This is a genomic window from Maribacter taeanensis, from assembly GCF_047345145.1.
GTDB lineage: Bacteria > Bacteroidota > Bacteroidia > Flavobacteriales > Flavobacteriaceae > Maribacter_C.
Genome location: NZ_JBLFER010000001.1, coordinates 360546 through 382499 on the forward strand (window position 1 = coordinate 360546; position 21954 = coordinate 382499).

At 35.2% G+C, this 21954-nt stretch carries 20 protein-coding genes; 15 read left to right on the forward strand and 5 right to left on the reverse strand.

The features are described 5' to 3' along the window. Positions 1–2: 2 nt before the first annotated feature. Genes ACKWCD_RS01530 through ACKWCD_RS01540 form a run of 3 tightly spaced genes read right to left on the reverse strand, consistent with a single transcriptional unit; the run spans position 3 to position 1790 of the window. Positions 3–566: a GNAT family N-acetyltransferase gene (locus tag ACKWCD_RS01530; RefSeq protein WP_413982157.1), complete on the reverse strand. Its 564-nt coding sequence runs from the start codon at positions 564–566 to the stop codon at positions 3–5. Further along, entirely contained in the window at positions 566–1144 is a 579-nt protein-coding gene (locus ACKWCD_RS01535; protein ID WP_413982158.1) for a GNAT family N-acetyltransferase, read from the reverse strand. Before ACKWCD_RS01535 ends, ACKWCD_RS01530 begins: the two co-directional genes overlap by 1 nt. 1 nt (position 1145) lies before the next feature. After that, a complete protein-coding gene (locus ACKWCD_RS01540; protein ID WP_413982159.1) occupies positions 1146–1790 on the reverse strand; it encodes an alpha/beta hydrolase in 645 nt (214 codons plus the stop codon). Between the two features lie 70 nt (positions 1791–1860). On the opposite strand from ACKWCD_RS01540, the gene ACKWCD_RS01545 reads away from it, so the two are divergent. From ACKWCD_RS01545 to ACKWCD_RS01585, 9 genes are all read left to right on the forward strand, one after another. After that, on the forward strand, positions 1861–2283 hold the full coding sequence (locus ACKWCD_RS01545) for a PaaI family thioesterase (protein WP_413982160.1): 423 nt from the start codon (positions 1861–1863) through the stop codon (positions 2281–2283). Positions 2284–2290: 7 nt separating this feature from the next. Then, the gene (locus tag ACKWCD_RS01550; protein WP_413982161.1) at positions 2291–3400 is read left to right on the forward strand and encodes a chorismate-binding protein; all 1110 of its coding nucleotides are present in this window, start codon (positions 2291–2293) and stop codon (positions 3398–3400) included. A 47-nt stretch (positions 3401–3447) separates the two neighbouring features. Then, a complete protein-coding gene (gene menD / locus ACKWCD_RS01555) occupies positions 3448–5187 on the forward strand; it encodes a 2-succinyl-5-enolpyruvyl-6-hydroxy-3-cyclohexene-1-carboxylic-acid synthase (RefSeq protein WP_413982162.1) in 1740 nt (579 codons plus the stop codon). A gap of 35 nt (positions 5188–5222) precedes the next feature. After that, on the forward strand, positions 5223–5561 hold the full coding sequence (locus ACKWCD_RS01560) for a DUF2853 family protein (protein ID WP_413982163.1): 339 nt from the start codon (positions 5223–5225) through the stop codon (positions 5559–5561). 98 nt (positions 5562–5659) lie between these two features. Beyond that, a complete protein-coding gene (locus ACKWCD_RS01565; RefSeq protein WP_413982164.1) occupies positions 5660–6496 on the forward strand; it encodes a CvfB family protein in 837 nt (278 codons plus the stop codon). A gap of 187 nt (positions 6497–6683) precedes the next feature. Next, positions 6684–7286, forward strand: a complete 603-nt coding sequence (locus tag ACKWCD_RS01570) for an SPOR domain-containing protein (protein ID WP_413982165.1) — start codon at positions 6684–6686, stop codon at positions 7284–7286. 2 nt (positions 7287–7288) lie between these two features. Continuing rightward, the gene (gene menA / locus ACKWCD_RS01575) at positions 7289–8191 is read left to right on the forward strand and encodes a 1,4-dihydroxy-2-naphthoate octaprenyltransferase (RefSeq protein WP_413982166.1); all 903 of its coding nucleotides are present in this window, start codon (positions 7289–7291) and stop codon (positions 8189–8191) included. 36 nt (positions 8192–8227) lie between these two features. Next, positions 8228–8986: a LytR/AlgR family response regulator transcription factor gene (locus ACKWCD_RS01580; RefSeq protein ID WP_413982167.1), complete on the forward strand. Its 759-nt coding sequence runs from the start codon at positions 8228–8230 to the stop codon at positions 8984–8986. A 496-nt stretch (positions 8987–9482) separates the two neighbouring features. Further along, complete coding sequence (locus ACKWCD_RS01585) at positions 9483–11450, forward strand: histidine kinase dimerization/phosphoacceptor domain -containing protein (protein ID WP_413982168.1); 1968 nt, start codon at positions 9483–9485, stop codon at positions 11448–11450. A 3-nt stretch (positions 11451–11453) separates the two neighbouring features. Here the strand turns inward: ACKWCD_RS01585 and ACKWCD_RS01590 are convergent, their stop codons facing one another. Further along, a complete protein-coding gene (locus ACKWCD_RS01590; protein WP_413982169.1) occupies positions 11454–12242 on the reverse strand; it encodes an SDR family oxidoreductase in 789 nt (262 codons plus the stop codon). Positions 12243–12290: 48 nt separating this feature from the next. Between ACKWCD_RS01590 and ACKWCD_RS01595 the strand changes: the two genes are divergently transcribed. The 3 genes from ACKWCD_RS01595 to ACKWCD_RS01605 are packed head-to-tail and all read left to right on the forward strand — an operon-like array spanning position 12291 to position 15416. Continuing rightward, positions 12291–13343, forward strand: coding sequence for an o-succinylbenzoate synthase (locus tag ACKWCD_RS01595; protein ID WP_413982170.1), 1053 nt, complete (start codon positions 12291–12293; stop codon positions 13341–13343). After that, a complete protein-coding gene (locus ACKWCD_RS01600; protein ID WP_413982171.1) occupies positions 13334–14344 on the forward strand; it encodes a CPBP family intramembrane glutamic endopeptidase in 1011 nt (336 codons plus the stop codon). Before ACKWCD_RS01595 ends, ACKWCD_RS01600 begins: the two co-directional genes overlap by 10 nt. Beyond that, on the forward strand, positions 14331–15416 hold the full coding sequence (locus tag ACKWCD_RS01605; RefSeq protein WP_413982172.1) for an AMP-binding protein: 1086 nt from the start codon (positions 14331–14333) through the stop codon (positions 15414–15416). Before ACKWCD_RS01600 ends, ACKWCD_RS01605 begins: the two co-directional genes overlap by 14 nt. 16 nt (positions 15417–15432) lie before the next feature. On the opposite strand, the gene ACKWCD_RS01610 is transcribed toward ACKWCD_RS01605, so the two are convergent. Next, positions 15433–16185, reverse strand: coding sequence for a DUF4886 domain-containing protein (locus ACKWCD_RS01610; protein WP_413982173.1), 753 nt, complete (start codon positions 16183–16185; stop codon positions 15433–15435). Between the two features lie 64 nt (positions 16186–16249). On the opposite strand from ACKWCD_RS01610, the gene ACKWCD_RS01615 reads away from it, so the two are divergent. From ACKWCD_RS01615 to ACKWCD_RS01625, 3 genes are all read left to right on the forward strand, one after another. Next, positions 16250–17596 carry a M24 family metallopeptidase gene (locus ACKWCD_RS01615; protein WP_413982174.1) on the forward strand — a complete coding sequence of 449 codons (1347 nt, stop codon included), beginning with the start codon at positions 16250–16252 and terminating at the stop codon, positions 17594–17596. 57 nt (positions 17597–17653) lie between these two features. Continuing rightward, on the forward strand, positions 17654–19879 hold the full coding sequence (locus tag ACKWCD_RS01620; protein ID WP_413982175.1) for a TonB-dependent receptor plug domain-containing protein: 2226 nt from the start codon (positions 17654–17656) through the stop codon (positions 19877–19879). A 113-nt stretch (positions 19880–19992) separates the two neighbouring features. After that, positions 19993–21864: a carboxypeptidase-like regulatory domain-containing protein gene (locus tag ACKWCD_RS01625; RefSeq protein ID WP_413982176.1), complete on the forward strand. Its 1872-nt coding sequence runs from the start codon at positions 19993–19995 to the stop codon at positions 21862–21864. Positions 21865–21954: the final 90 nt, after the last annotated feature.

Genomic DNA, 21954 nt, shown 5'->3' on the forward strand with positions numbered 1-21954 from the left:
TTTTATCCTTTAATAGCTTCCCATTCTCTTTTCAGTAGCCCATAACAGCATGTATTTCTTTTGAAACCATCTAAGAGATAAACGTTCTCACGAAGAATTCCCTCTAAGGTAAATCCCAGTTTTTCCGCGGCCTTTCTTGAGGCAATATTCCGTTCATCGATTCGAAATTCGACTTTTTCAAATCCCATTGTATTAAAAGCATGATTCAACATTAAAAATTTCATTTGGGTATTAAGTCCTGTTCCTTGAAATTCTCTACCAATCCATGTAGAGCCGATTTCCAAAGTCTTGTTTTTAACATGAATATTCATATATCTCGTACTTCCCGCATATGTCTTTTTTTCTTTATCGAATATGATAAAAGGAATGCTTGTACCTTTGTCCTTTTGGTTTAGAGCAATCTCTACATAGTTTTTCAAGCTTTCTAGAGTTTCTATATCTGAAGGTGAATACTGCACTAATTTTTCCTGCGACGCCACTGGAATTAGCTCATGGAAGTTATCCATATTCAAAGGCGAAAGTTTTACAAAATCATTTTCTAAAGTAGGAGTGTAGTCGATTTTCATTAGCGTTCAACTTTGAATAATTCATATTCGCTCTTCAAAAGACGGTATTGAATAAGAGAAACATATTTTCCGTCTGCAATCGTATGTCCCCTTTTGACATCATGGTCCTTGAATTCCCCTTCTTTAATCATTCCGTTTTTAACCATCACCTTGCCTGAGGCCTCATTTGTGGTTAGATATACCGCTATAATTTTGTTGAGGTCGATTTCTTCGAATCCAAATTTTAAAATGCTCTGCACTGCCTCTGTAGTATAACCATTGTTCCAAAAAGGTTCTGCTACCCAATAGCCCAATTCAGCTCTATTATCTGCTACCTCTAAAGTCAAACCAATACCACCAATGAATGCTTTTGATTCTTTCAGACGTATTGCGAACATAAATAGATTCATTGCTTTAAACCCCTGATTTGCCATATTCATCCAGGCAATAGCATCTTCTTCAAAGTAGGGGTGGGGCATAGTTCGAGTATTGTCGGTGATATTTGAGTTTCCCGCATAGCTTACAATTTCAGGTATATCGGCCGGCTGTATTTGGTTGAGAATCAAACGTTCGGTTGTGAGTGTAGGATAATTGAGCATGTTATACTTGTTTGTTTACAATTTCTTTTTTCACTTCGTGTCCGCCTTCAAAAATCTGTTGTTTGGCATTTCCATGGAATAATTCAATAATTCTGTGATTTTCAGAATTCATGACCTCTGGAGTTAAATATTGATCTTTATCCCCAACGATAACGGTAACTTTTGTTTTTGTATAATCCAAAAAATCAAAATCTACAGCATTAAGTTCTTTGGGAATTCCCCCTGCATAGAGAATAATATGGTCACATCGTAATTTTCGAGAAGCGATCCATCTTGTCGCAATAGAAACACCCTGAGAGAATCCGAAGATGATTAGATTACAACCTGAAGGAAATTCCTCAGCATCATAGACTGCATCTAAATAATTCAAAACGTTCGTAGTTTCTAAAACCCGATTTTCTTTTGTCAACCAGCTAGCACCAACATATTTATATTCATTTTTCAAATAGTATTTGGCAGGCGCTTGAGGAGCAATAATATAATTTTCATCAGCGTTTAACTCATCAAAATAGCGTATAAAATACTTGCTGAGGTAGCCTATACCGTGAAGAACAATCCAAATATTCTTTGTTTGGGTTGTTAAAGTATTTAAGGTTTCGTAGGTGTTTGTTGTCTGGTAAGTAGCTCGTTTTTCTTGTTTGTTCATGATTTGAAATCTAATATAAAGTAAAACCTTTTGTTGGAAACCAATTGCTTAATTTTACAAAAAAACTTTCATGAACGAATACAAAGAGAAAATTCTTAAGGTGTGTAATGAATCTTCAAAAAATACTTTAATGGAGACATTGGAGATTGAATACATAGATGTTGGAGAGGATTTTTTAGTAGCAAAAATGCCTGTAAATCCTCGAGTACATCAACCAGATGGGGTTTTACACGGTGGTGCAACGGTAGCTCTTGCCGAAAGTGTTGGAAGTACTGCTTCTTATATTTTTATGGATGCTCAGAAAGTATTCGTCCGCGGAATTGAAATTGCTGCCAATCATGTAAAAAGCATCAGACAAGGCGAAGTGTTTGCAAAGGCCACTTTCATACATAAGGGGCGAACGACTCAGCTTTGGGAGATTAAGGTTACCGATGCTGAAGACAATCTTATTTCGCTTTGCAAGTTGACTACTATTTCTTTACCTCGAAAATAATATATCTTTGGAATTGCTTCAACAGGTTTCTAGACAATACACGAACAAATTACCTTTTGTGGTGTATCGAAAACCTAAAGAAACTTCGGTTCAGGCAATTCTTCAAAAAGATACTGTCGTTCATTATGTAAAAGACTTTACGGAAACAGGATTTGTATTTGCCCCTTTTGATGATCAGAATGCTGTTGTTTTAATTCCGGCTGATACCTTTATGTTAGAGCCGTATTTGCCTGATGTTAGAACTACTTACAGTTCTGAAAACCCGATTGCTATCTATAATTCTCAAAAGGAATTTCATATGAATTTGGTGGAGAAAGGAATCAGCCAAATTCGCCAAGGTGACTTCAAGAAAGTTGTGTTGTCCCGAAAAATCGAATGGGAATGTTCGACAAATCCACTAAATATATTTAAAGAACTTTTAGACTCGTATCCCACAGCTTTTTGTTACCTATGGCATCACCCTGAGGTGGGCACTTGGTTAGGTGCGACTCCTGAGATTTTATTGAAAGTAAAAAATCAACAATTTACAACCATGTCTTTGGCAGGAACACAGAAATATGCTGAAGATGTCATTCCCGAGTGGGAAAGTAAAGAGCTCGATGAGCAGCAGTTGGTAACTGATTATATATCAGACATCCTACAGAGTTCGGTTTCAAATTTGAATATAGGAGAGAGAGAGTCTATTCGAGCGGGTAATTTGTGGCATTTGCGAACAAAGCTCACAGGAAGACTTGAAAAGGGAAGCTTAGGGCAAGTAGTAAAGGTATTACATCCAACACCGGCAGTATGTGGATTACCTAAGGATGATACAAAGAAATTCATTTTAACGAATGAGAACTACAACCGCGAGTACTATACGGGTTTTTTAGGAGAATTGAATTTTATAACTGAAAAAGATAGAACTTCAAATTCTAGAAATCAGGAGAACAAGGCTTATCGTTTGGTGCGAAAGGCAACGACACTTTTTGTAAATCTACGCTGTATGCAACTCAAAGATTCTAAAGCCTTCATCTATGTGGGTGGGGGAGTGACTCAAGATTCAGATGCTGAAAAGGAATGGCAAGAGACTGTAGCAAAAAGTAAAACCATACTTCGTGTACTAAGAACTGATTCATAGTCTATTTTATTGGTTTAAGAACCCATTGCTTCGTATTTTTGTTCGCGATGAAGTACTCCAGTATTCCTGCTGCACAAACCGTTGTTGCGCATTGTAAATCAAAAGGTGTTCAGAATATTGTGATATCACCAGGCTCACGTAATGCTCCCTTGATCCTTGGTTTTACTGAAGACCCGTATTTCAATTGTTTTAGTATCGTTGATGAACGTTGTGCTGCTTTTTTTGCCTTAGGAATAGCGCAACAACTTCGAGAACCTGTTGCGGTAGTTTGTACCTCAGGTAGCGCTTTACTAAATTATTACCCCGCAGTTTCGGAAGCCTTTTACAGTGATATTCCCCTTTTGGTAATTTCTGCTGATAGACCTAGCTATAAAATTGATGTTGGTGATGGACAAACCATCCGGCAGGATGATGTTTTTCATAGACATATTGGGTACTCTGCCAATCTAAAGCAAGACGTTAATCATGCTAAAGATAGAATTGAACGTTACGCACCAGAACTCTTGAAAGATACACAACAAGATATTCAGTTGTATAATGATGATGAATTGAATAAGGCACTCGAAAAAGCCATAACCACAGGTTTACCAGTACATATTAACGTTCGGTTTGAGGAGCCATTATACGATACCCTACAACAAGCTTCGGTTGTGCCTAGCACCCATAAGATTCAAGAACCTGAAATTAAGGGTATCGAACATATTTCTGAATGCGCAGAAATCTGGAATGCTTCCTCAAAAAAAATGGTTTTGGTGGGTGTAAATGACCCCAACAAAGTAGAACAGAAATTTTTAGATAAGTTAGCTAATGACCCTTCAGTTATCGTGTTTACTGAGACAACCTCAAATTTACATCACGCTAACTTTTTCTCAAGTATTGATAGCATAATAGCGCCAATTGAGAAATCCAACGAAAAAGAAAAATTATTCACCGCCTTGCGACCAGATGTACTTTTAACCTTTGGTGGGTTAATTGTTTCAAAAAAAATAAAAGCATTCCTGAGGGAATATAAACCGAGGCAGCATTGGCATATTGATGCGGTAAAATCGTATAATACTTTTTTCTCTTTGTCGCATCATTTTAAGATGGATGTCAATACATTTTTTGGAAATTTCAGCGAAGAAATCAAAGGTGTACAAAGTGAATATTTTTCCTTCTGGAATTCAAAACAGAATGCTTATGAGCTTAAACGGAAGCAATATATTCAGCAAATCGATTTTTCAGATATGCTTGCTTTTCAAGTTATAAGTGAGAATATTCCTGAGAATTACCAGTTACAATTGGCAAATAGTTCAACGGTAAGATATGCTCAACTTTTCGATTTGAAACCAAGTTTAAAAGTGTTTTGTAATCGCGGAACAAGTGGTATCGATGGCAGTACTTCCACAGCAATTGGAGCATCAATTTATAGTGAAAACCCTACTTTGTTCATTACCGGTGATTTAAGTTTTCTATACGATAGTAATGGGTTATGGAATAATTATGTCAGGCCAGACTTTAGAATAATTGTAATTAACAATGACGGTGGAGGTATCTTTAGAATACTTCCGGGGAAAGAAGATACATCGAAATTTGAAAGATTTTTTGAAACTACACATAATCTTCAAGTAAGAAAATACTGCGAAACATTCAATTTTGAATATTTATTTTCTGACTCTGAAAAAAGCCTAAAGTTTGCCATCTCTGCTTTTTACGAACCTTCCGAACGCCCCAGAATATTGGAGGTTTCAACTCCTAGATTATTGAATGATAAAATTTTGCTTGGTTATTTCGATTTTATATCTTAGAGTTTTATTAACCATTATATTGAACACTAACTATTATGAGTAAAAGAGACGATTTAATCGTAAAGTACGTTGCGGACATTAAAGAAAAGTTTGGAGAATCCCCCAATATGGATTTACTTACAAAAGTTACCATAGGATTAGGACCATCTATCTACAATTTAGATGCTTCTAAAGTTTCAGGAGCTGATGAAAAAGAATTAGAAACTGTAAAGAACAATTATCTTATTAAGAAGTTGGGAATGAGCGATAGCCCTAAGCTTATGGATGGTATTAAGTCTGTAATGGATAAGTACGGTTCATCTAATAAAAACAAGCATAGAGCCGTTGTTTATTATATGTTATGTAAACATTTCAAAAAGGAATCTGTTTATTAATACGCTCCCTCTTTAAAATTATTAAGCCATTCTTGCTACAAGAATGGCTTTTTTAATATCCGATAGTCTTAATCGGGTATTAAATGTATTTTTGCCAAATGATACGACTAGGAGAATATAACACCCTTGAGATATTAAGGAGCACAAGTGTTGGTCTGTTTTTGGGTGATGATGAAGGTAATGACATACTTCTTCCTAATAAATATGTGCCTGAAACTTATAAAATAGGGGATAAGTTAGATGTTTTTTGTTACCTCGATTATGACGAGCGTCCGGTATCGACTAATCTCGAGCCGGGTATTTTGGTTAACGAGTTTCAATTGTTACAGGTAGTTGATGTAAGTGAATATGGAGCATTTTTAGATTGGGGATTAGAAAAACATCTTCTCGTACCATTTAGAGAGCAGCGAAGTAAGATGAAAGAAGGGCAATGGTATGTTGTTTTTTGTTATTTAGATAAGAAAAGTAATCGCCTAGTAGCTTCTAATAAGTTAGATAGGTTTTTGAGCAATGAAAAACTTACCGTTCGAGTTCGTGAAAAGGTAGAGCTTATTGTAACAAGACAAACAGATTTAGGTTGGGAAGTTATTATCAATAATGCGCATAAAGGACTGGTTTATTTCAATGAAGTTTTTAAAGATATAGCCATTGGTGATTCAATGCCTGGTATTATTAAAGGTATCAGAGGAGATAATAAGATTGATATTTCTTTACAACCATTGGGGGAAAAGATTTTAGAACCCGCCGCCAATAAAATTTTTGATACGCTTGAGGCGCATGGTGGATATTTACCTTTGCATGACAAGTCAGACCCGCAAGCTATTCGAGAAGAACTACAAATGAGCAAAAAGACCTTTAAGAAAGGTATAGGAACATTATATAAAGCCAGAAAAATTGAAATCAAGGAAGATGGAATCTATATTTTTGGAGATTGACAATAAAATTTGAGTGCGGTTGGTCGATAAGCGAATGGAAATCAACGGGCTAAAACAGATTTAACAACGTTTTTTCTTTGATAGACCACTAAAAATTCTATTTTTACAACATTGATAGAAACAATTTAAATACAGTCCCTGTATTTTGTTTAACTTTAACGAGGTACACCCCCTAAAACTCAACTAAATGCCATTTATAGAAGAAAGCGATTTACTTGAATTGCATAAAGATATTGACAAGGCACAAATTATTAATGAGCGTCTTTTAGATCAAATTAAGATAAAGAACAAAGAGCTAAAATCAAGTAAGATTCAGCGGAATGTATTGGCCGGTATCACTGGTCTTTTTTTAATTGGCACATTGGCTATAACCTCTTTCACAGCAGGCTTGTCTAGTAGTACTAGTGGCATAGACAATCAAAGTAATTTACTAGTTTCTATTGATAGCTTAGATGCAATAAAAACACGCATCGATAATCTTAAGGAACAAAATCAAGAGCTAAGCTTGGTTAACGAATTTTACCTCGCTAAAAAGTTTTTGGATAAAGAAAAAATCTACTCAGTTCAAGTTAAATCTTTTGTTGATAATAATGTGACACTTGCCTCAGAGGCGCTTACGAATACACTATTTGTTAAGACCAATCCATTTTATTCCTATTCATTAGGAAATTTCGAGACACTTAAAGAAGCCCAATCGTTTAGAAGACAATTGGTTGACATTGGCTTTAAAGATGCTTTTGTGGCGTCTTATAAAGAAGGGAAGAGAATTCAAATCGAAGATCCGTATTAATTTTGACCAAGTTTGCTGCATGGTTAAACGCGGCTAGATTAAGAACGCTACCATTATCAGTTTCAGGCGTTGTTGTCGGCACAGCACTTGCCAATTTCTACGGAAAAAATGACTTACTAATATTTGTACTTGCTTTGTTAACAACAATATGTTTTCAGGTTACATCAAATTTCGCTAACGACTACGGCGATGGAGTTAAGGGTACCGACAATTCTGACAGAATTGGACCTAAACGAGCATTGCAGAGCGGCATTCTAACTAAAGAAGAGCTTAGAAACGGTATTATAATTTCTATAATTATTTCTCTCCTACTGGTGGCAGCTGTACTATTTTTTTCATTTGGTTTAGAAAACATAGAATATTTTGCATTATTTGGCGTTCTAGGATTTCTAAGTATTTGGGCGGCGATAAAATACACAGTAGGTGAATCTGCATATGGATATAAAGGACTAGGCGATATTTTCGTTTTTCTCTTTTTTGGATTGTTAGCAGTTTTAGGCTCTTTGTTCTTGTTTACAAAATCTATTACCGTTTCAGCCTTGCTTCCTGCGTTTGCCGTTGGATTGCTTAGTACTGGAGTTTTGAATCTGAATAATCTCAGAGATTTTGAATCGGACAAAAAAGCAAATAAGAACACCATGATTGTAAAAATGGGATTTAAAAATGGTAAGAAATATCATTATACCCTCTTACTTGGTGCTTTTACTTGCATGTTAATTTTTATTGTTTTAAACGCACAGCATTGGTATAATTACATCCCTTTGGTAGCTTTTGTACCTATTTGTATTCATGCTTTGAAAATTCACAAAATTGAAGAACCTAAGTTGCTGGACCCGGAACTAAAAAAATTAGCACTGAGCACTTTTTTGCTATCCGTACTATTTTATATAACATTAATTAACTAGAACTAAATAAAGTCTAACCACCTAAACTACAAAACCTTGGAACAACCTATTAGAATTCTTATCGTTGAAGACAATGTGATCATTGCGGACGATATGCAGTCTATGCTAGAAGAAATTGGGTATGAAATCGTGGACAACGTTATCGTTTACGAGCAAGCTGAAGAAGTATTAAAAACTCAAAAAGTAGACCTTGTATTAATTGATATTATTCTTGCATCTGACAAAACAGGTATCGATCTGGGTAAACATATTCGTGAAAATTATGATATTCCTTTCATTTTTGTAACGTCAAATTCAGACAGAGCAACTGTTGAAAACGCAAAAACAGTAAAGCCAAATGGCTATTTAGTAAAACCCTTTGAACAACAAGATCTTTACACTTCGATTGAAATTGCTCTTTCTAACTTTACCTATGGTACTGGTGAAGGTAAAGGTGGAGATCATGAGACGGCACAAGAAGATGTGCCAATGTCGAACTCTGTTTTGAAAGATTCTATTTTCGTTAAAAAACAACATTTGTACTACCGAATACAATTTGGTGATATTCAGTTTATAAAAGCAGATAATGTCTATTTAGAAGTGAATACAGTAGATAAAAAATTCTTGGTACGATCGCCTTTAAAAGACTATTTAGAGAAACTACCCAAGAATAAATTTTATCGAGCTCATAAGTCTTACATTGTAAATGTTGATCATATTGATGCGATCAACTCTAAGGATATTATGATCAATAATAATTTAATACCCATCTCAAAAGATTTCAAAGAATTTATTATTTCGGCAATGAATTCTTGATAGAAATCTACATAAAAGCAAAGAAAAGAGCTCTAATTGGGCTCTTTTTTTAGTTCATATCAAAGATTTTTATCAAAAATCGACCACTTTCAAAAACCCCATGAAATGCACATAAATCGGTTGAAATACCCGCCTTTGTCCCAATATTGATTTTCACAACAAAAAACAGCCCTTACACAACAATATTCTAGGAATTTAATTGCATTATAATATTTTTGATAACCTTAAAGTAAGTGTCCCAAACCTTATCTTCATTTTAGTTGAATTTATTTCTAAAGGCTGTGTACATGTTGTACGGCTTTTTTTGATTGACAAAACTTTGAAACTAGTCAATTAAGCTTGGAGGTCGATTCATATCGATCTAAATTAAAAAGAGAACAATCGTTGGTGTATTAATACGTTTTAAAGTGAGACCAAACCTTTTAAACGCATTGACGAACTATAAAATTACCGATAATTGAAAATTGATTTACACTCGATTTTTTCGGAATAGAATATGATAAAATTGCTCTGCAAAATTTTTAGCTTATTTCTTATTTGCCTTTTTGGCACAAGCTCCTTAGTTGCCCAAGCTGACTTTCAAACTGATCAAAATTATTTTCAGGAATTTCAAGGTACTAAAAGTGCCGAAGAGCGGTTTGAGTTCTTTTTTAATACACCCAATCGTTACAATCAAAACTCAGGATTTGACTGGTTAGATGAAGTGAACGTATATCTTGATAACTCTGAAAAACTTAGTGACTCGCTAGCCATAAATTTCTACAAACTTGTTCAATCACAGATTTTTCACGATATAGGTGACTATGATAAAAGTTTGGCAATTGCCAGAGAACTTTACGCTGAAATGGAAACTTGGGACCTTGGAACAAAGACGATTCTTCTTGATTTGATGGATAAGAATTACTCACAACTCGGTTTTTATAAAGATCAAATTGATATTAGAAAAGAGAAGAGGGAGTTGGGTATTACAGAAAACGTTGTTTTTTATGATATCTATTCAGATCTAGGTCTTCATAGAAGAGCAATGGATGATTACATTTTTTCGGAACAGAAAAATATTGGAGATAAAGACTATTATGGCTTAGCTATATTTAATAATAATGTTGGAAATTATCTTCGATTAGATAAGTCTTACCCCACTGCACTAACAAGATTTAATAAAGCAGCTGGTTTTATAAAAATTTATCTAAGTGATGTTACTCAGGTTAAAAGTGATAAGGAGTTAACAGAGAGTCAAATTCTTAAAGGTATAATAGAAGGTAATGTTGGTAAGTGCTATGTGCATCTAAAGCAGTATGAAGAAGCTATTCCGCTTCTGGAAAGTGCTATTAAAACAATTGAAGAATTTAATAAAGGTAAATTTTCTTCGGATTTAATCGAAAATAGATTGGCCATTGCGGAATGTTATTTACAATTAGGTGATTATAGAAAAACCACGGATTATTTGACTGTAGGGGAGCGGCCAAAAAAATTGGAAAATATTCTTAAAAAAAATCGACTATTTGCCTCCTATTACGATAGGACTGGAGATTATAGAAATGAAACAATTTATTTAAAGCGAAATATAGGTATCCAAGACTCTATTCAATCGAATAAAACAGAGTTGCAAGACCAACAAGTGGGAACCGTAATTGCTGAAGACAAGGCATATACCAAAACAAGAATAGAGGAACAAAAAACGGAACTTGAAAATCAAAGAACTGCCATGGTTAACAAAGAAAACCAAATACAAATGGTTTTCATTTCCTTGATCTTTACACTTTTAGGTTTTGCAGGGCTAGTTTATGCGTATTTGAAAAGCATCAAAAACCAACGGTTAATTGCTGAACAAAAACATATTATTGAGAACTCTCTAATAGAAAAAGATTCACTGCTCAAAGAAATCCACCACAGAGTAAAGAACAATTTGCAAATGGTATCTAGCCTGTTGAGTTTGCAGACCAAAAACACTCGAAGTAAGGCGGCCATAGAAGCATTGGAGGAAGGTAAAAGTAGGGTGAAGGCAATGGCTTTAATTCATCAAAAACTGTATCAAAATGAAGATCTTTCGGTTATTGAAATGCAAGGCTATATTGAGAGTTTGATTAATAGTGTACAGTCCGTTTATAAAAAAGGAGGGCACAATATTAATATTACCATTGATGCCGAGGGCGTTGAATTAGATATTGATCGCGCAATTCCTTTTGGTCTAATTTTAAACGAATTGGTTTCTAATTCATTTAAGTATGCTTTTCCGAAAAACGATGATGACGGTAAAATCTATATTCATTTACGAAAAATTGCAGAACAAGAAGGCTACTTTGAATATACAGATAATGGAGTAGGGCTTCCTGAAGACACTGATGATAGAGCTAATTCTTCAATGGGTATTCGTTTAATGAATCGTTTGGTAAATCAATTGCAATCTTCTTTGAATATCGATAAAACTGCTGAAGGAGTTCGATTCTGGTTCAACTTCAAATAAAGACTACCTAACGGTGCTCTTAAGTACAACTCTGTGAAGTAATTTCGGAAAAAATCGAAGATATACTCCAATTTTTTCTCTTCTAGCTATATAGGTTTCAAATTTTTCCTTTTCAATAGCACGAATCATTTTCTTTGCAAAAACTGCAACGGGTAAACCGTTTTGGGTAGCTGTGTCTTGTAAGTTTTGAGAACTACCATCTGCTATAAGTGCATTCTTGGCTACATTCGTGTTCACGAAGCCAGGGCAGACTAAAGTAACAGAAATACCATCCTTCTCATGTTCCATACGGAGCACATCAAAAAAGCCGTGAAGCGCGTGTTTGGCACCGCAATAACCAGAACGGTAAGGACTGCCGAATTTTCCCATAAGGCTTGTTACAGTTACAAAATGTCCTTTTTGATTGTTGATGAAATAGGGTAGTAGGGCTTTGGTTAATGCTACAGTTCCTAGATAATTAACTTCAATCAATTTTTTATAAACATTGAAATCTGTTTCGGCAATTAGCGAGCGTTGACTGATACCGGCATTATTGATGAGTATATCTATACTACCGAATGCATGAATAGCTTTTTCGATGTAGTCTGGCATTGTATCAAATTGAGCTAAATCAACAGCAATTATTTGAATTTCATTTTTACGGGTGCAATTGTTTCTAACGCGTTGAAGTTCGTTTTCATTTCTAGACGAAATGATGAGATTACAGTTTTTCTTATCTAATGCATAAGTAAGGGCTTCACCTATTCCTGATGATGCTCCTGTAATCCATATTGTTTTGCCATCTATCTTCATTTGCTTTTGATTTAAGAGCTAAAATATAGCTAAATTTGAAGGTAGCGAATGAATGCATCTTATCAAAAATATATACTTGATTTTAAACGCCCCAGCGGAACTTCACGCGGTGTGCTTACCCAAAAAGAGACTTGGTTTTTAGTACTTGAAGAGAACGGTAAGTATGGTATTGGAGAATGTGGACTTTTAAAAGGCCTAAGTTTTGATGATACTCCGAATTATGAAGAAAAATTACAATGGACTTGCGATAACATTTCTATTGGAAAAAATAAACTTTGGGATCAATTAAAAGATTTTCCTAGTATTCAATTTGGCGTTGAGCAAGCTTTTTTATCCTTAGCATCGAAAAACCCATTTGAACTATTTCCTTCGGATTTTACTGCAAAAGAAGAACCAATCTCCATTAACGGATTAATCTGGATGGGTAATGAATCCTTCATGCATGAACAAATACAACAAAAATTACAGGAAGGTTTCCGATGTATCAAAATGAAGATTGGAGCAATCAATTTTGATACCGAAATTGAGATGATAGCATCCATTCGAAGAAAATATACTAAAGATCAAATTGAATTACGGGTTGATGCCAATGGAGCATTTTCCATTAATGAGGCTTTAACTAAACTAAGTATTCTTTCGGAATTTGAGTTGCATTCTATTGAGCAGCCCATAAGACAAGATAACATCCTAGTAATGAAGCGACTTTGCGCTCAAACGCCTTTAGATATTGCTTTAGATGAAGAGCTTATTGGTATTTCAGATATAAATAAAAAAGAAGAATTACTACTAACAATTCGGCCACAATACATCATTTTAAAACCAAGCCTTATTGGTGGTTTTAAAGGAAGTTTAGAATGGATTCGCTTGGCTGAAAAATATAATATAGGCTGGTGGGTAACAAGTGCTTTGGAAAGTAATATTGGTCTTAACGCAATTGCACAATGGACGTATACCTTGAAAAATAAAATGCCTCAGGGCCTAGGTACAGGTGGCCTGTATACCAATAATCTTGAAAGCCCTTTGACAGTTGCGGCAGGAAGGCTATATTACGATTTGAATAAGCAATGGAATAAAAATTTAATTAAAGAATTATGTTTATAGAACAGGCCTACAAGAGTTTAAATGAAGGTTGGCGTTATATTTTAGGAATTTTAGTCGTCTTTATTGGCTGGCAAGTATTTGGTGGAATACCGCTAATTGCTGCCGTATTCTCAAAATCAAACTCTTTAAATGAACTAGCGGGTGGAGATTTGGGAGTCATGGCTAGTCTTCTCGGTTCAAATATATTTTTATTTCTAATGTTATTGACCTTTGCTATCGGTCTTGCATGTTTATTTTTTTGGACTAAGGTTGTTCATCAACAACCCATTAAAGAATTAACCACTTCTCGAAAAAAAGTAGATTGGAATCGTATCTTTTTTGCATTCATTCTTTGGGCAATTGTTTCCATTGTTTTTATCATTATTGATATTAAAATGTCACCTGAAGATTATGTGCTTAATTTTAAACTAAAGCCCTTTCTGATTCTTGCTGCGATATCAATTGTTATGATTCCAATTCAAACTAGTATGGAGGAATATTTTCTTCGCGGGTATATGATGCAAGGAATAGGTATAATTGCGAAGAACAAATGGTTGCCTTTGATATTTACGTCAACGCTTTTTGGTTTGATGCATATTCTTAATCCTGAAGTAGAGAAATTAGGGTATGGGATTATGGTTTTTTATATAGGAACGGGTTTCTTTTTGGGAATATTAACCTTAATGGACGAAGGCCTTGAGCTTGCTTTGGGTTTTCACGCGGCGAACAATCTTACTGCTGCGCTTTTAGTTACTGCGGATTGGACAGCCTTTCAAACAGATTCTGTCTATCGAGACGTTTCAGACCCTGTCTTAGGTTGGGATGTTTTAGTACCTGTACTTATTATCTATCCTATTATCTTATTTGTTTTTTCAAAAAAATACAAATGGACTGATTGGAAGGAACGTCTAACAGGAAAACTTATTGAACCTTTAAAGGAAGCTCAAGCAACTAGAACAGAAACATCTGACTCATTAATTGAACACGATTATCCAAAATCGAATTCTGATGACCATCGGTGACTATAAGATCCACACAAAATTTAAATTAAACGGTGTTTCATACTCCAAATCTGAATTAAAAGATTTAGGCTATGACCTAGTTAAAGAGGGAAGTCTTTATGAAACAGCAATCGGAGAGTTTTTATCTGAATGGTTAGATGATAAGTCTTTTGTAGAAGTCCAAACTTCGGGTTCTACTGGAAAGCCAAAAACTATTGTTCTGCAAAAGCAGCAGATGGTCAATTCTGCCCAAGCTACAGGTAGTTACTTTAATTTGAAATCAAGCAATTCAGCACTTTTATGTCTGCCTGCAGAATATATTGCTGGAAAGATGATGTTGGTAAGGGCCATGATTTTAGGTTTAGAGCTAGACTATGTCGAACCTTCTTCTAGCCCTTTGCTCAAAGTTTCTAAAAACTATGATTTTGCGGCTATGGTACCATTACAATTGGAAAATTCCATCAAACAGATAGAAAGAATTCGAACCCTCATCATTGGTGGAGCAGCAATATCAAATTCTTTGAAAGATAAATTGCAAACGCAGTCCACTAAGATTTTTGAAACCTATGGTATGACAGAGACCATTACCCATATAGCGGTCAAAAAGGTTAATCATATACCGAATGAAACTGAGAACTGTTTTAAAGCTTTAGCTAATGTAGTTTTTTCAAAAGACGATAGAGATTGCTTGGTCATATCGGCTTCCAGAGTTTCAAATGCTCCTGTTATTACAAATGACATCGTAGACCTGATATCAGAAACCGAATTTGAATGGTTAGGCCGTTATGACAATGTTCTTAATTCAGGAGGCATAAAACTCTTCCCTGAGCAAATTGAAGCTAAGCTCGGAAGCCATATTGTGAATCGATTTTTTGTGGTGGGAATTCCCGATGAAAAATTAGGAGAGAAGCTAGTTTTGATAGTTGAGAATGAAATTGATGCAAGAAGGGTAGTTCAAGAACTTAAGGATAGTCCGTTCTTCAATAATTTTGAAATTCCCAAACAGGTTTATGTGGTTGACAAGTTTGTTCTTACGGATAATGGTAAAATTCGTAGAGCGGAAACTTTAAAATTAATTGAGAATAAGCAGTGAAGATTTTTTAGATGAGTTAATCTGCCCTAGTTTTTAAGTAATTTGAAACTTCGTTACCCAAACCTGCCTGATATGAATTATCAGAGGGCGATTTTTTATAGATAGCCTTGTAGAACATTGCAGCTGTGTAAAAAGAACCTTCTAAGCTCGGATGCACGCCATCTTGATCATATAAATTGATGTCAACTTCCGTATTCTGTTGTATTGAAAGCCAATCTTCACCAACGGGCACCAGTATTCCTCCTGTTTCTAGTCTTCCATTTTCATAAGTCTGTCGAATGCTAGTGAGCATATCAGGATTGTCTCTATAAGGCCAAGTCATAAACAAGAAGATTTTAGTGCCTTTTTGCTTTACCATTTCTGCAAAAGATGCCATTGCAACCTGGGTAGAGGGTAATTCATCGGCTGCAATTGAGGTGTTTTCTTGCAGTATAATTGCATCCCAAGAACGTTCATTTAACTTGTTTAAGGTCGTTTGATTTTCTAGGTGGTCTTGCAAAGTGAATCCGCCAAATGCCGCATCTTGAATAATTAATTCTATATTCAAATTATCATTTTCTCTGAATCTTTTTAGATGAGTGGCAATTCCTTCATTGTAGTAAGTATGACTATTTCCTATAAAAAGTATTTCTTCTTTATCTAAAGAGACAGTGTTCTCTTCTTCATTTGATAATTTGCTATTATCATTCTTTTGCGAGCAGCTCAGAAGTATAAATGATAAGAGTAAAACCAGTTTGAAGTTTCCTAAAAAAAAATATTTCTCATTCATTTGATTTAAAGATATGATGTATTTTTAAAAGAATTAGTTTTTAACCTCCAACCATTTTCAAATTATGAGAAATACACTGACTATTTTACTGCTCATTTTTAGCTCATACGGAATTTCTCAGCAGATTCTTCCAGAAATGGAACGCGCTAGAGTAGTAGATGAAATACTTGCCGACCGTTTTAATAACCTATTGCCAAAATTGATGGATCAGACCGAAATTGATATGTGGATTCTCATTTCAAGAGAATATAACGAAGATCCGGTGTTGCGAACCATGCTTCCTGCTACTTGGTTAAATGCCAGAAGAAGAACCATTCTTTTGTTTTATAGAGATAAAGCAAAAAATACAATTGAGAAATTGGCAGTTGCAAGGTATAATGTTGGTGAAAATATTGAATCTGCTTGGGATAAAGAAAAAGAACCCAACCAATGGAAACGTTTGATGCAGTTGATATCAGAAAGAAATCCGAAGAAAATCGGATTAAACTTTTCAAAAGATCACAATATAGCAGACGGACTTGATAAAACCGATTTTGATGAGTTTATGAAAAATATTCCCAAGAAATTTGAATCAAAAATAGTTTCTGCGGAACAGTTAGCTGTTCGATGGATCGAGACCCGTACATCACGCGAAATGGTTATTTATGACCAATTAGTTGATGTAACTCATGACATTATTGCGGAAGCTTTTTCTGAAAAAGTGATCACTCCGGGCATAACTACAACATCTGAAGTAGAGTGGTGGATGCGTCAGAAAGTTACTGATATGGGACTAGAAACTTGGTTTCATCCCACGGTTGATATTCAACGTTCTAGTGAGGAATTAGTGGGGCATTTGTATTCTTTCTCTGGAAGACCTGATGATTTGGTAATACTACCAGGCGATTTATTGCATTGCGATTTCGGAATTACCTATTTACGATTAAACACCGATTGTCAAGAATTGGCCTATGTACTCAAACCGGAAGAAACCAAAGCACCAAAGTTTTTGGTAGATGGGCTAAAAGACGGTAATAGAGTCCAAGATTTCCTTACTGACAATATGATCAAAGGAAAAACAGGAAATGAGATTTTGGCAAAAGCGCTTCAAGAAGCAAAATCAGCGGGATTACGCCCCGCAATTTATACGCATCCTTTAGGGATGTATGGACATTCAGCTGGGACAACAATTGGTATGTGGGATTCTCAAGGTGGAGTTATGAAAGATGATGGTGAGAATTACCCCCTGAATCCGAATACGGTTTATGCAATTGAATTAAATACCACAATTACGATTCCTGAATGGAAGCGAGATATTCGTATCATGTTAGAGGAAGCAGGGTTTTATGGTGAAGGTGGATTTCGATATGTAAATGGTAGACAAACAGAATTGTTATTGATTCCCAGAGTAAAAGGGCATCAGGGCAACTAAAAGCTCATTTGTAATTGTATGCTTTTTAATATAACTTTAAAGGAAACACCGCTAACTATGAAAAAAATACTTTTAATCTTCGTTTTCTTATTCGCACTTTCGCCGACTTTTTCTCAGGAAACTCAGAATAACAATACCACAATTTGTTGGGATATTTCTTCCTCTATGGCTGATCGCGATTTAGAAAAGGATCTTTCAGTATTAGAAAAAGTCTTTCAACGAGGTAAAAATCAAGAAGTACAATTATTATTATTTGGTATCAATGTAGAAGAAAAAAACTACAGTATCAAAGAAGGTGACTGGACATCTCTTAAAAATGATCTTCAAAATGTTGCGTATGACGGAGGAACAGTTTATGCGAATCTAAAAGGCAAAATTAAGAATCCGAATGTTTACGTTTTTACTGATGGTCAGAAAACGCTCTCCAAAGATCTTCTGGCATTAAATGGGAAAAGCTTTTTGGTTAACAGTAGTCCGAGTAGAAATGCTAAGTTTCTTGAACGAACCGCTTTGTTAAACAAAAGCCGTTTGATGGACTTTGCCGCAATGCTTCCGGAAAATGTAAAGGCGCTTCAACAAAAAACAGCAAATGAAGTACCACAGCAGAGGCCTCAGATAAAAGGCACGGTTTATATAGACAATAAACCCGCCTCAAGCGCAAAGGTTACTATCAAAGGAATATCCGATAGTTTTCTAACAGATGCTTCAGGTGCGTTTTCTATTCCCGCTCAAGTAGGTGATACTCTTGTGGTTACTAGCAGAAAAAGTAAGACGATTAAAATGTTGCCCGTTGAATCGATGACCCATTTAAATGTTTTTATGGCCTCTAACATTGTCGCATTAGATGAAGTTGTGGTCATAGAACAGCAATTAGAAGAAGAAGCGAAGGTTATGACAGGCTACCGATTACAAAATCAAAAAGAAATCGGTTACACAGTTTCAACGATTGACGCTGAAGATATTTCTGAAGTAACACTTACTGCTGGTGATGCAATTAATACAAAGATTCCAGGTGTAGAAATAAAAGGACAAAATCCTTTAAGCCGAGAAAATGGAGGCATTGGAAACACCAGAATAAGAGGCAATGCCAGCATAAATATGAATGTGGATGCTTTGGTTGTTATCGATGGCGTGCCTATGCAAAGAAGCGATACATCTGGAAGCAATTATGCAAAGACCAGCTTCAATATGGATTACGTCGATCCTTCTAATATTGCAAGTATCACAGTATTAAAAGGCTTGGCAGCAACAAATGCATGGGGTAGTGAAGGAAGAGGGGGGGTTATTTTAATCACAACCAAAACTGCCCAATCAGGTGGAGGTAAAGGAGGAAAGCCTGTTGATCAAGCCCTCTTGAAAAATAATGTTTACAACGAATCTCAAGGCGAATTAGCTTCTAGTACGAGTCCAACTCTAAACGCTCTAAATGGAAGTAAATCGTTACAAGATGCTTATGACACCTATATGGCTTTAAGGAATTTGAACCAAACCAATATCAAATTCTTTTTAGACGCTTTCAGTTATTTCAAGGATAAGGATAGCCAGATTGCAGGAAAGGTTATTTCAAATCTATTAGAATGGAATACAGATGATATTGATGTGTTAAGAGTAGTTTCTAAGGCCTTTTCTACTATTGGTGATTATGAAAATGCAGTTCATGTCAATGACGAAATTATCGCACTTTCTCCGAATGACGTTAATGCCTATTTTAATAGAGCCTTAGCTAAGAAGGGACAGGAGAAATATCAAGAGTGTTTGAATGAATTGATAGCTCTTGATAAAGGAAACACCTATTTTTCTGTAAATGCGTCTGGTATAAAAAAGACTTTGAATCGTGAGATAAAAAATCTCATTTTTGAACACAAGAGCGAGCTCAATGTTACTTCGATAGATTCCAAATATTTAAACAACTTAAAATATAAAGTTCGTTTGGTTTTCGAATGGAACACTCCAGCTGAAGAGTTTGAATTGCAATTTGTAAACCCGCAAAAACGCTTTTTTAATTGGGTACATACCAACTCAGAGATTAAACAACGCATTGAAGACGAATTGAAAAACAATTACCGTATTGAGGAGTATGAATTCTATGGTGATGTAGCCGGAGAATGGGTGATTAATGCAAAGTATCTGGGTGAAACTAAAATAGGAGACGAAGCTCCTTTAGTGTTAAAATGTACAATTTTCACCAATTTTGGATATCCAGAACAATCAAAAGAAGACGTTTTAGTTCATTTTTCTCAAGCCAATGAGAAGAAGAACTTAAAGAAGCTTTTTGTGAATTAAAGTATATTTTACTGCCTTTAAAATATGTTTTGTTTTGACAAATAGGCTTGACTTAGATGTATTTAACAGTTAAGTTTTAAGTAAAATTTGTAACTTTAAGTAAAACTGAGGCTATGAAAAAGTTACTATATCTATTCTCATTCGTTTCTTGGGTAGGTTTTGCGCAAGAGACAGACAAAACTATTTTTGGTAAAGTTACTGATGGAGTTTCTCCCCTTCGTAACGTTGCGATAACTATAAATGATAGTCCGAAAGCAATATTCACAGATGAAAGTGGTAAGTACCGTATAGAGGCTAAGACCAATGATAATATTACTTATTCCTTTCAGGGTTTCAAAACTATAAAAATAAAAGTTGAGGACGTTACAAGAATTCTTAACATTAATATGGTTCTTGATGTTCAAGAATTAGAAGAGGTAACTGTACTAGGTAGCAATCGAAAATCTCAGCAGGAGTTAGAATTAGAATATGGTTCGAATTTAAATATCATACGGACAGCATTTGGTTATTTAAACGCAGATACTGCTGCGGGTAATATTCGATTCTTGAACAGTGAAGAAATAAATCCGGTTACACTCTGTATACTTGATCTTTTAAGAAATCAATTCAGTGGTATTCGGGTTCAGGGTGAATGTAGCGGTGCTTTTGGACCAACTTTTACAAGTTTGAGCGAGGGTGGTTCGAATTTGACAGGTCGTGAGAGTGATAATGATGCCGGAGTTATTGGTCTTATTACGGCATCTGGTACAGGCGTAAATTCTAATTTGAATCAAGGTAAAGTTTTTGTTAGAGGCAATTCTTCATTATTAAACCCAAGATCAGCGATTTTTGATTTGGACGGTCAAATTCTAAATGATCCACCGTTGTGGTTAGATATTCGAAATATCAAGCGATTGGCCATATTGAATAATTTTGCAGCTTCAACCCAATACGGTAACGCTGGTGCGGGGGGTGTCATTGTAATTAATACAATTTCCGCAAGTCCCAAGTCCAACAAAATCTATGATCAGGCAAGATTGCGTAATAATTTTGCCTCAAAAAACATGATTTCTAAAGAGGATTTAAAAAATAATTGGCCGAGCTATCTTTCTGAAATATATGCCAGTGAATCTTTAAGCGATGCGAAAGGGCGTTATGAAAAATATGCATCCGCGTACAAAGGACACCCTTACTTTGCTTTAGATATGCAAAAGTATTTTAAGGAACGCTGGGGCGATTCGAACTTCTCAAATGAAATTATAGAAAATAGCTCCAATCTATTTGAAAAGAATCCTGTTTTACTTAAAGCGCTCGCATATCAACTTGAATCTTTGGGGGAATACGAAGAAGCAAATAAACAATACAAAGAAGTTTTGAGATTACGTCCTACATATTTGCAATCATACCTAGATATGGCAAATAGCTATAGAGACACTAGAAAAACGCAACAAGCAGCATCAATTTATGCCAGATATAACTTTTTGATGGAGGAAGGGCTTTTAAAGAATGACTCAATTGGTTTTTCCGTACTATTTGAAAGAGAATATAATAACTTTTTATTATTAGATAAAAATTCAATTTTAGATGCTAACGCTGCGGATGACTTATATATAGCAGAGGAAGAGTTTCAAGGTACCCGACTAGTTTTTGAATGGAACGATAGTGAGGCAGAGTTTGAATTGCAGTTCGTGAATCCTAAAAATCAATATTTTATGCTGAAACATTCTTTAGCAGATAATGATGCTCTAATTTCAAGAGAAAAGGAGTATGGGTATAGTACTGCAGAATATTTAATTGACGGTTCGTTACCAGGCACATGGAAAGTGAACGTCAATTATTTAGGAAATAAAAGCCTAACCCCCACCTATCTGAAAGCCACTGTCTACTATAATTACGGAAGTTATGCCCAGCGTAAAGAAACTAAAGTCTTTAAACTCGACCTTAAAAATGTACCTCATGAACTGTTTACTGTATCAGTTGGTGCAAAGTTGGCTTTCAATGAATAAATATTGAAGGTGCATTCTGGTTTATGATTTTTATGTTTTTTCCCTCCCTTCTGAGAATACCTTAAATCGGCAAGGTTTTTGATATTACTT

Excerpts from the sequence above, each read along its gene's own strand:
- ACKWCD_RS01625 (WP_413982176.1), top strand. The coding sequence starts at position 19,993 with ATGAAAAAGTTACTATATCTATTCTCATTCGTTTCTTGGGTAGGTTTT.
- menD (WP_413982162.1), top strand. The coding sequence starts at position 3,448 with ATGAAGTACTCCAGTATTCCTGCTGCACAAACCGTTGTTGCGCATTGT.
- ACKWCD_RS01615 (WP_413982174.1), top strand. The coding sequence starts at position 16,250 with ATGAGAAATACACTGACTATTTTACTGCTCATTTTTAGCTCATACGGA.
- ACKWCD_RS01620 (WP_413982175.1), top strand. The coding sequence starts at position 17,654 with ATGAAAAAAATACTTTTAATCTTCGTTTTCTTATTCGCACTTTCGCCG.
- ACKWCD_RS01565 (WP_413982164.1), top strand. The coding sequence starts at position 5,660 with ATGATACGACTAGGAGAATATAACACCCTTGAGATATTAAGGAGCACA.
- ACKWCD_RS01600 (WP_413982171.1), top strand. The coding sequence starts at position 13,334 with ATGTTTATAGAACAGGCCTACAAGAGTTTAAATGAAGGTTGGCGTTAT.
- ACKWCD_RS01560 (WP_413982163.1), top strand. The coding sequence starts at position 5,223 with ATGAGTAAAAGAGACGATTTAATCGTAAAGTACGTTGCGGACATTAAA.
- ACKWCD_RS01530 (WP_413982157.1), bottom strand. The coding sequence starts at position 566 with ATGAAAATCGACTACACTCCTACTTTAGAAAATGATTTTGTAAAACTT.
- ACKWCD_RS01590 (WP_413982169.1), bottom strand. The coding sequence starts at position 12,242 with ATGAAGATAGATGGCAAAACAATATGGATTACAGGAGCATCATCAGGA.
- ACKWCD_RS01545 (WP_413982160.1), top strand. The coding sequence starts at position 1,861 with ATGAACGAATACAAAGAGAAAATTCTTAAGGTGTGTAATGAATCTTCA.
- ACKWCD_RS01535 (WP_413982158.1), bottom strand. The coding sequence starts at position 1,144 with ATGCTCAATTATCCTACACTCACAACCGAACGTTTGATTCTCAACCAA.
- ACKWCD_RS01570 (WP_413982165.1), top strand. The coding sequence starts at position 6,684 with ATGCCATTTATAGAAGAAAGCGATTTACTTGAATTGCATAAAGATATT.
- ACKWCD_RS01605 (WP_413982172.1), top strand. The coding sequence starts at position 14,331 with ATGACCATCGGTGACTATAAGATCCACACAAAATTTAAATTAAACGGT.
- ACKWCD_RS01595 (WP_413982170.1), top strand. The coding sequence starts at position 12,291 with ATGAATGCATCTTATCAAAAATATATACTTGATTTTAAACGCCCCAGC.
- ACKWCD_RS01610 (WP_413982173.1), bottom strand. The coding sequence starts at position 16,185 with ATGAATGAGAAATATTTTTTTTTAGGAAACTTCAAACTGGTTTTACTC.
- ACKWCD_RS01540 (WP_413982159.1), bottom strand. The coding sequence starts at position 1,790 with ATGAACAAACAAGAAAAACGAGCTACTTACCAGACAACAAACACCTAC.
- ACKWCD_RS01585 (WP_413982168.1), top strand. The coding sequence starts at position 9,483 with ATGATAAAATTGCTCTGCAAAATTTTTAGCTTATTTCTTATTTGCCTT.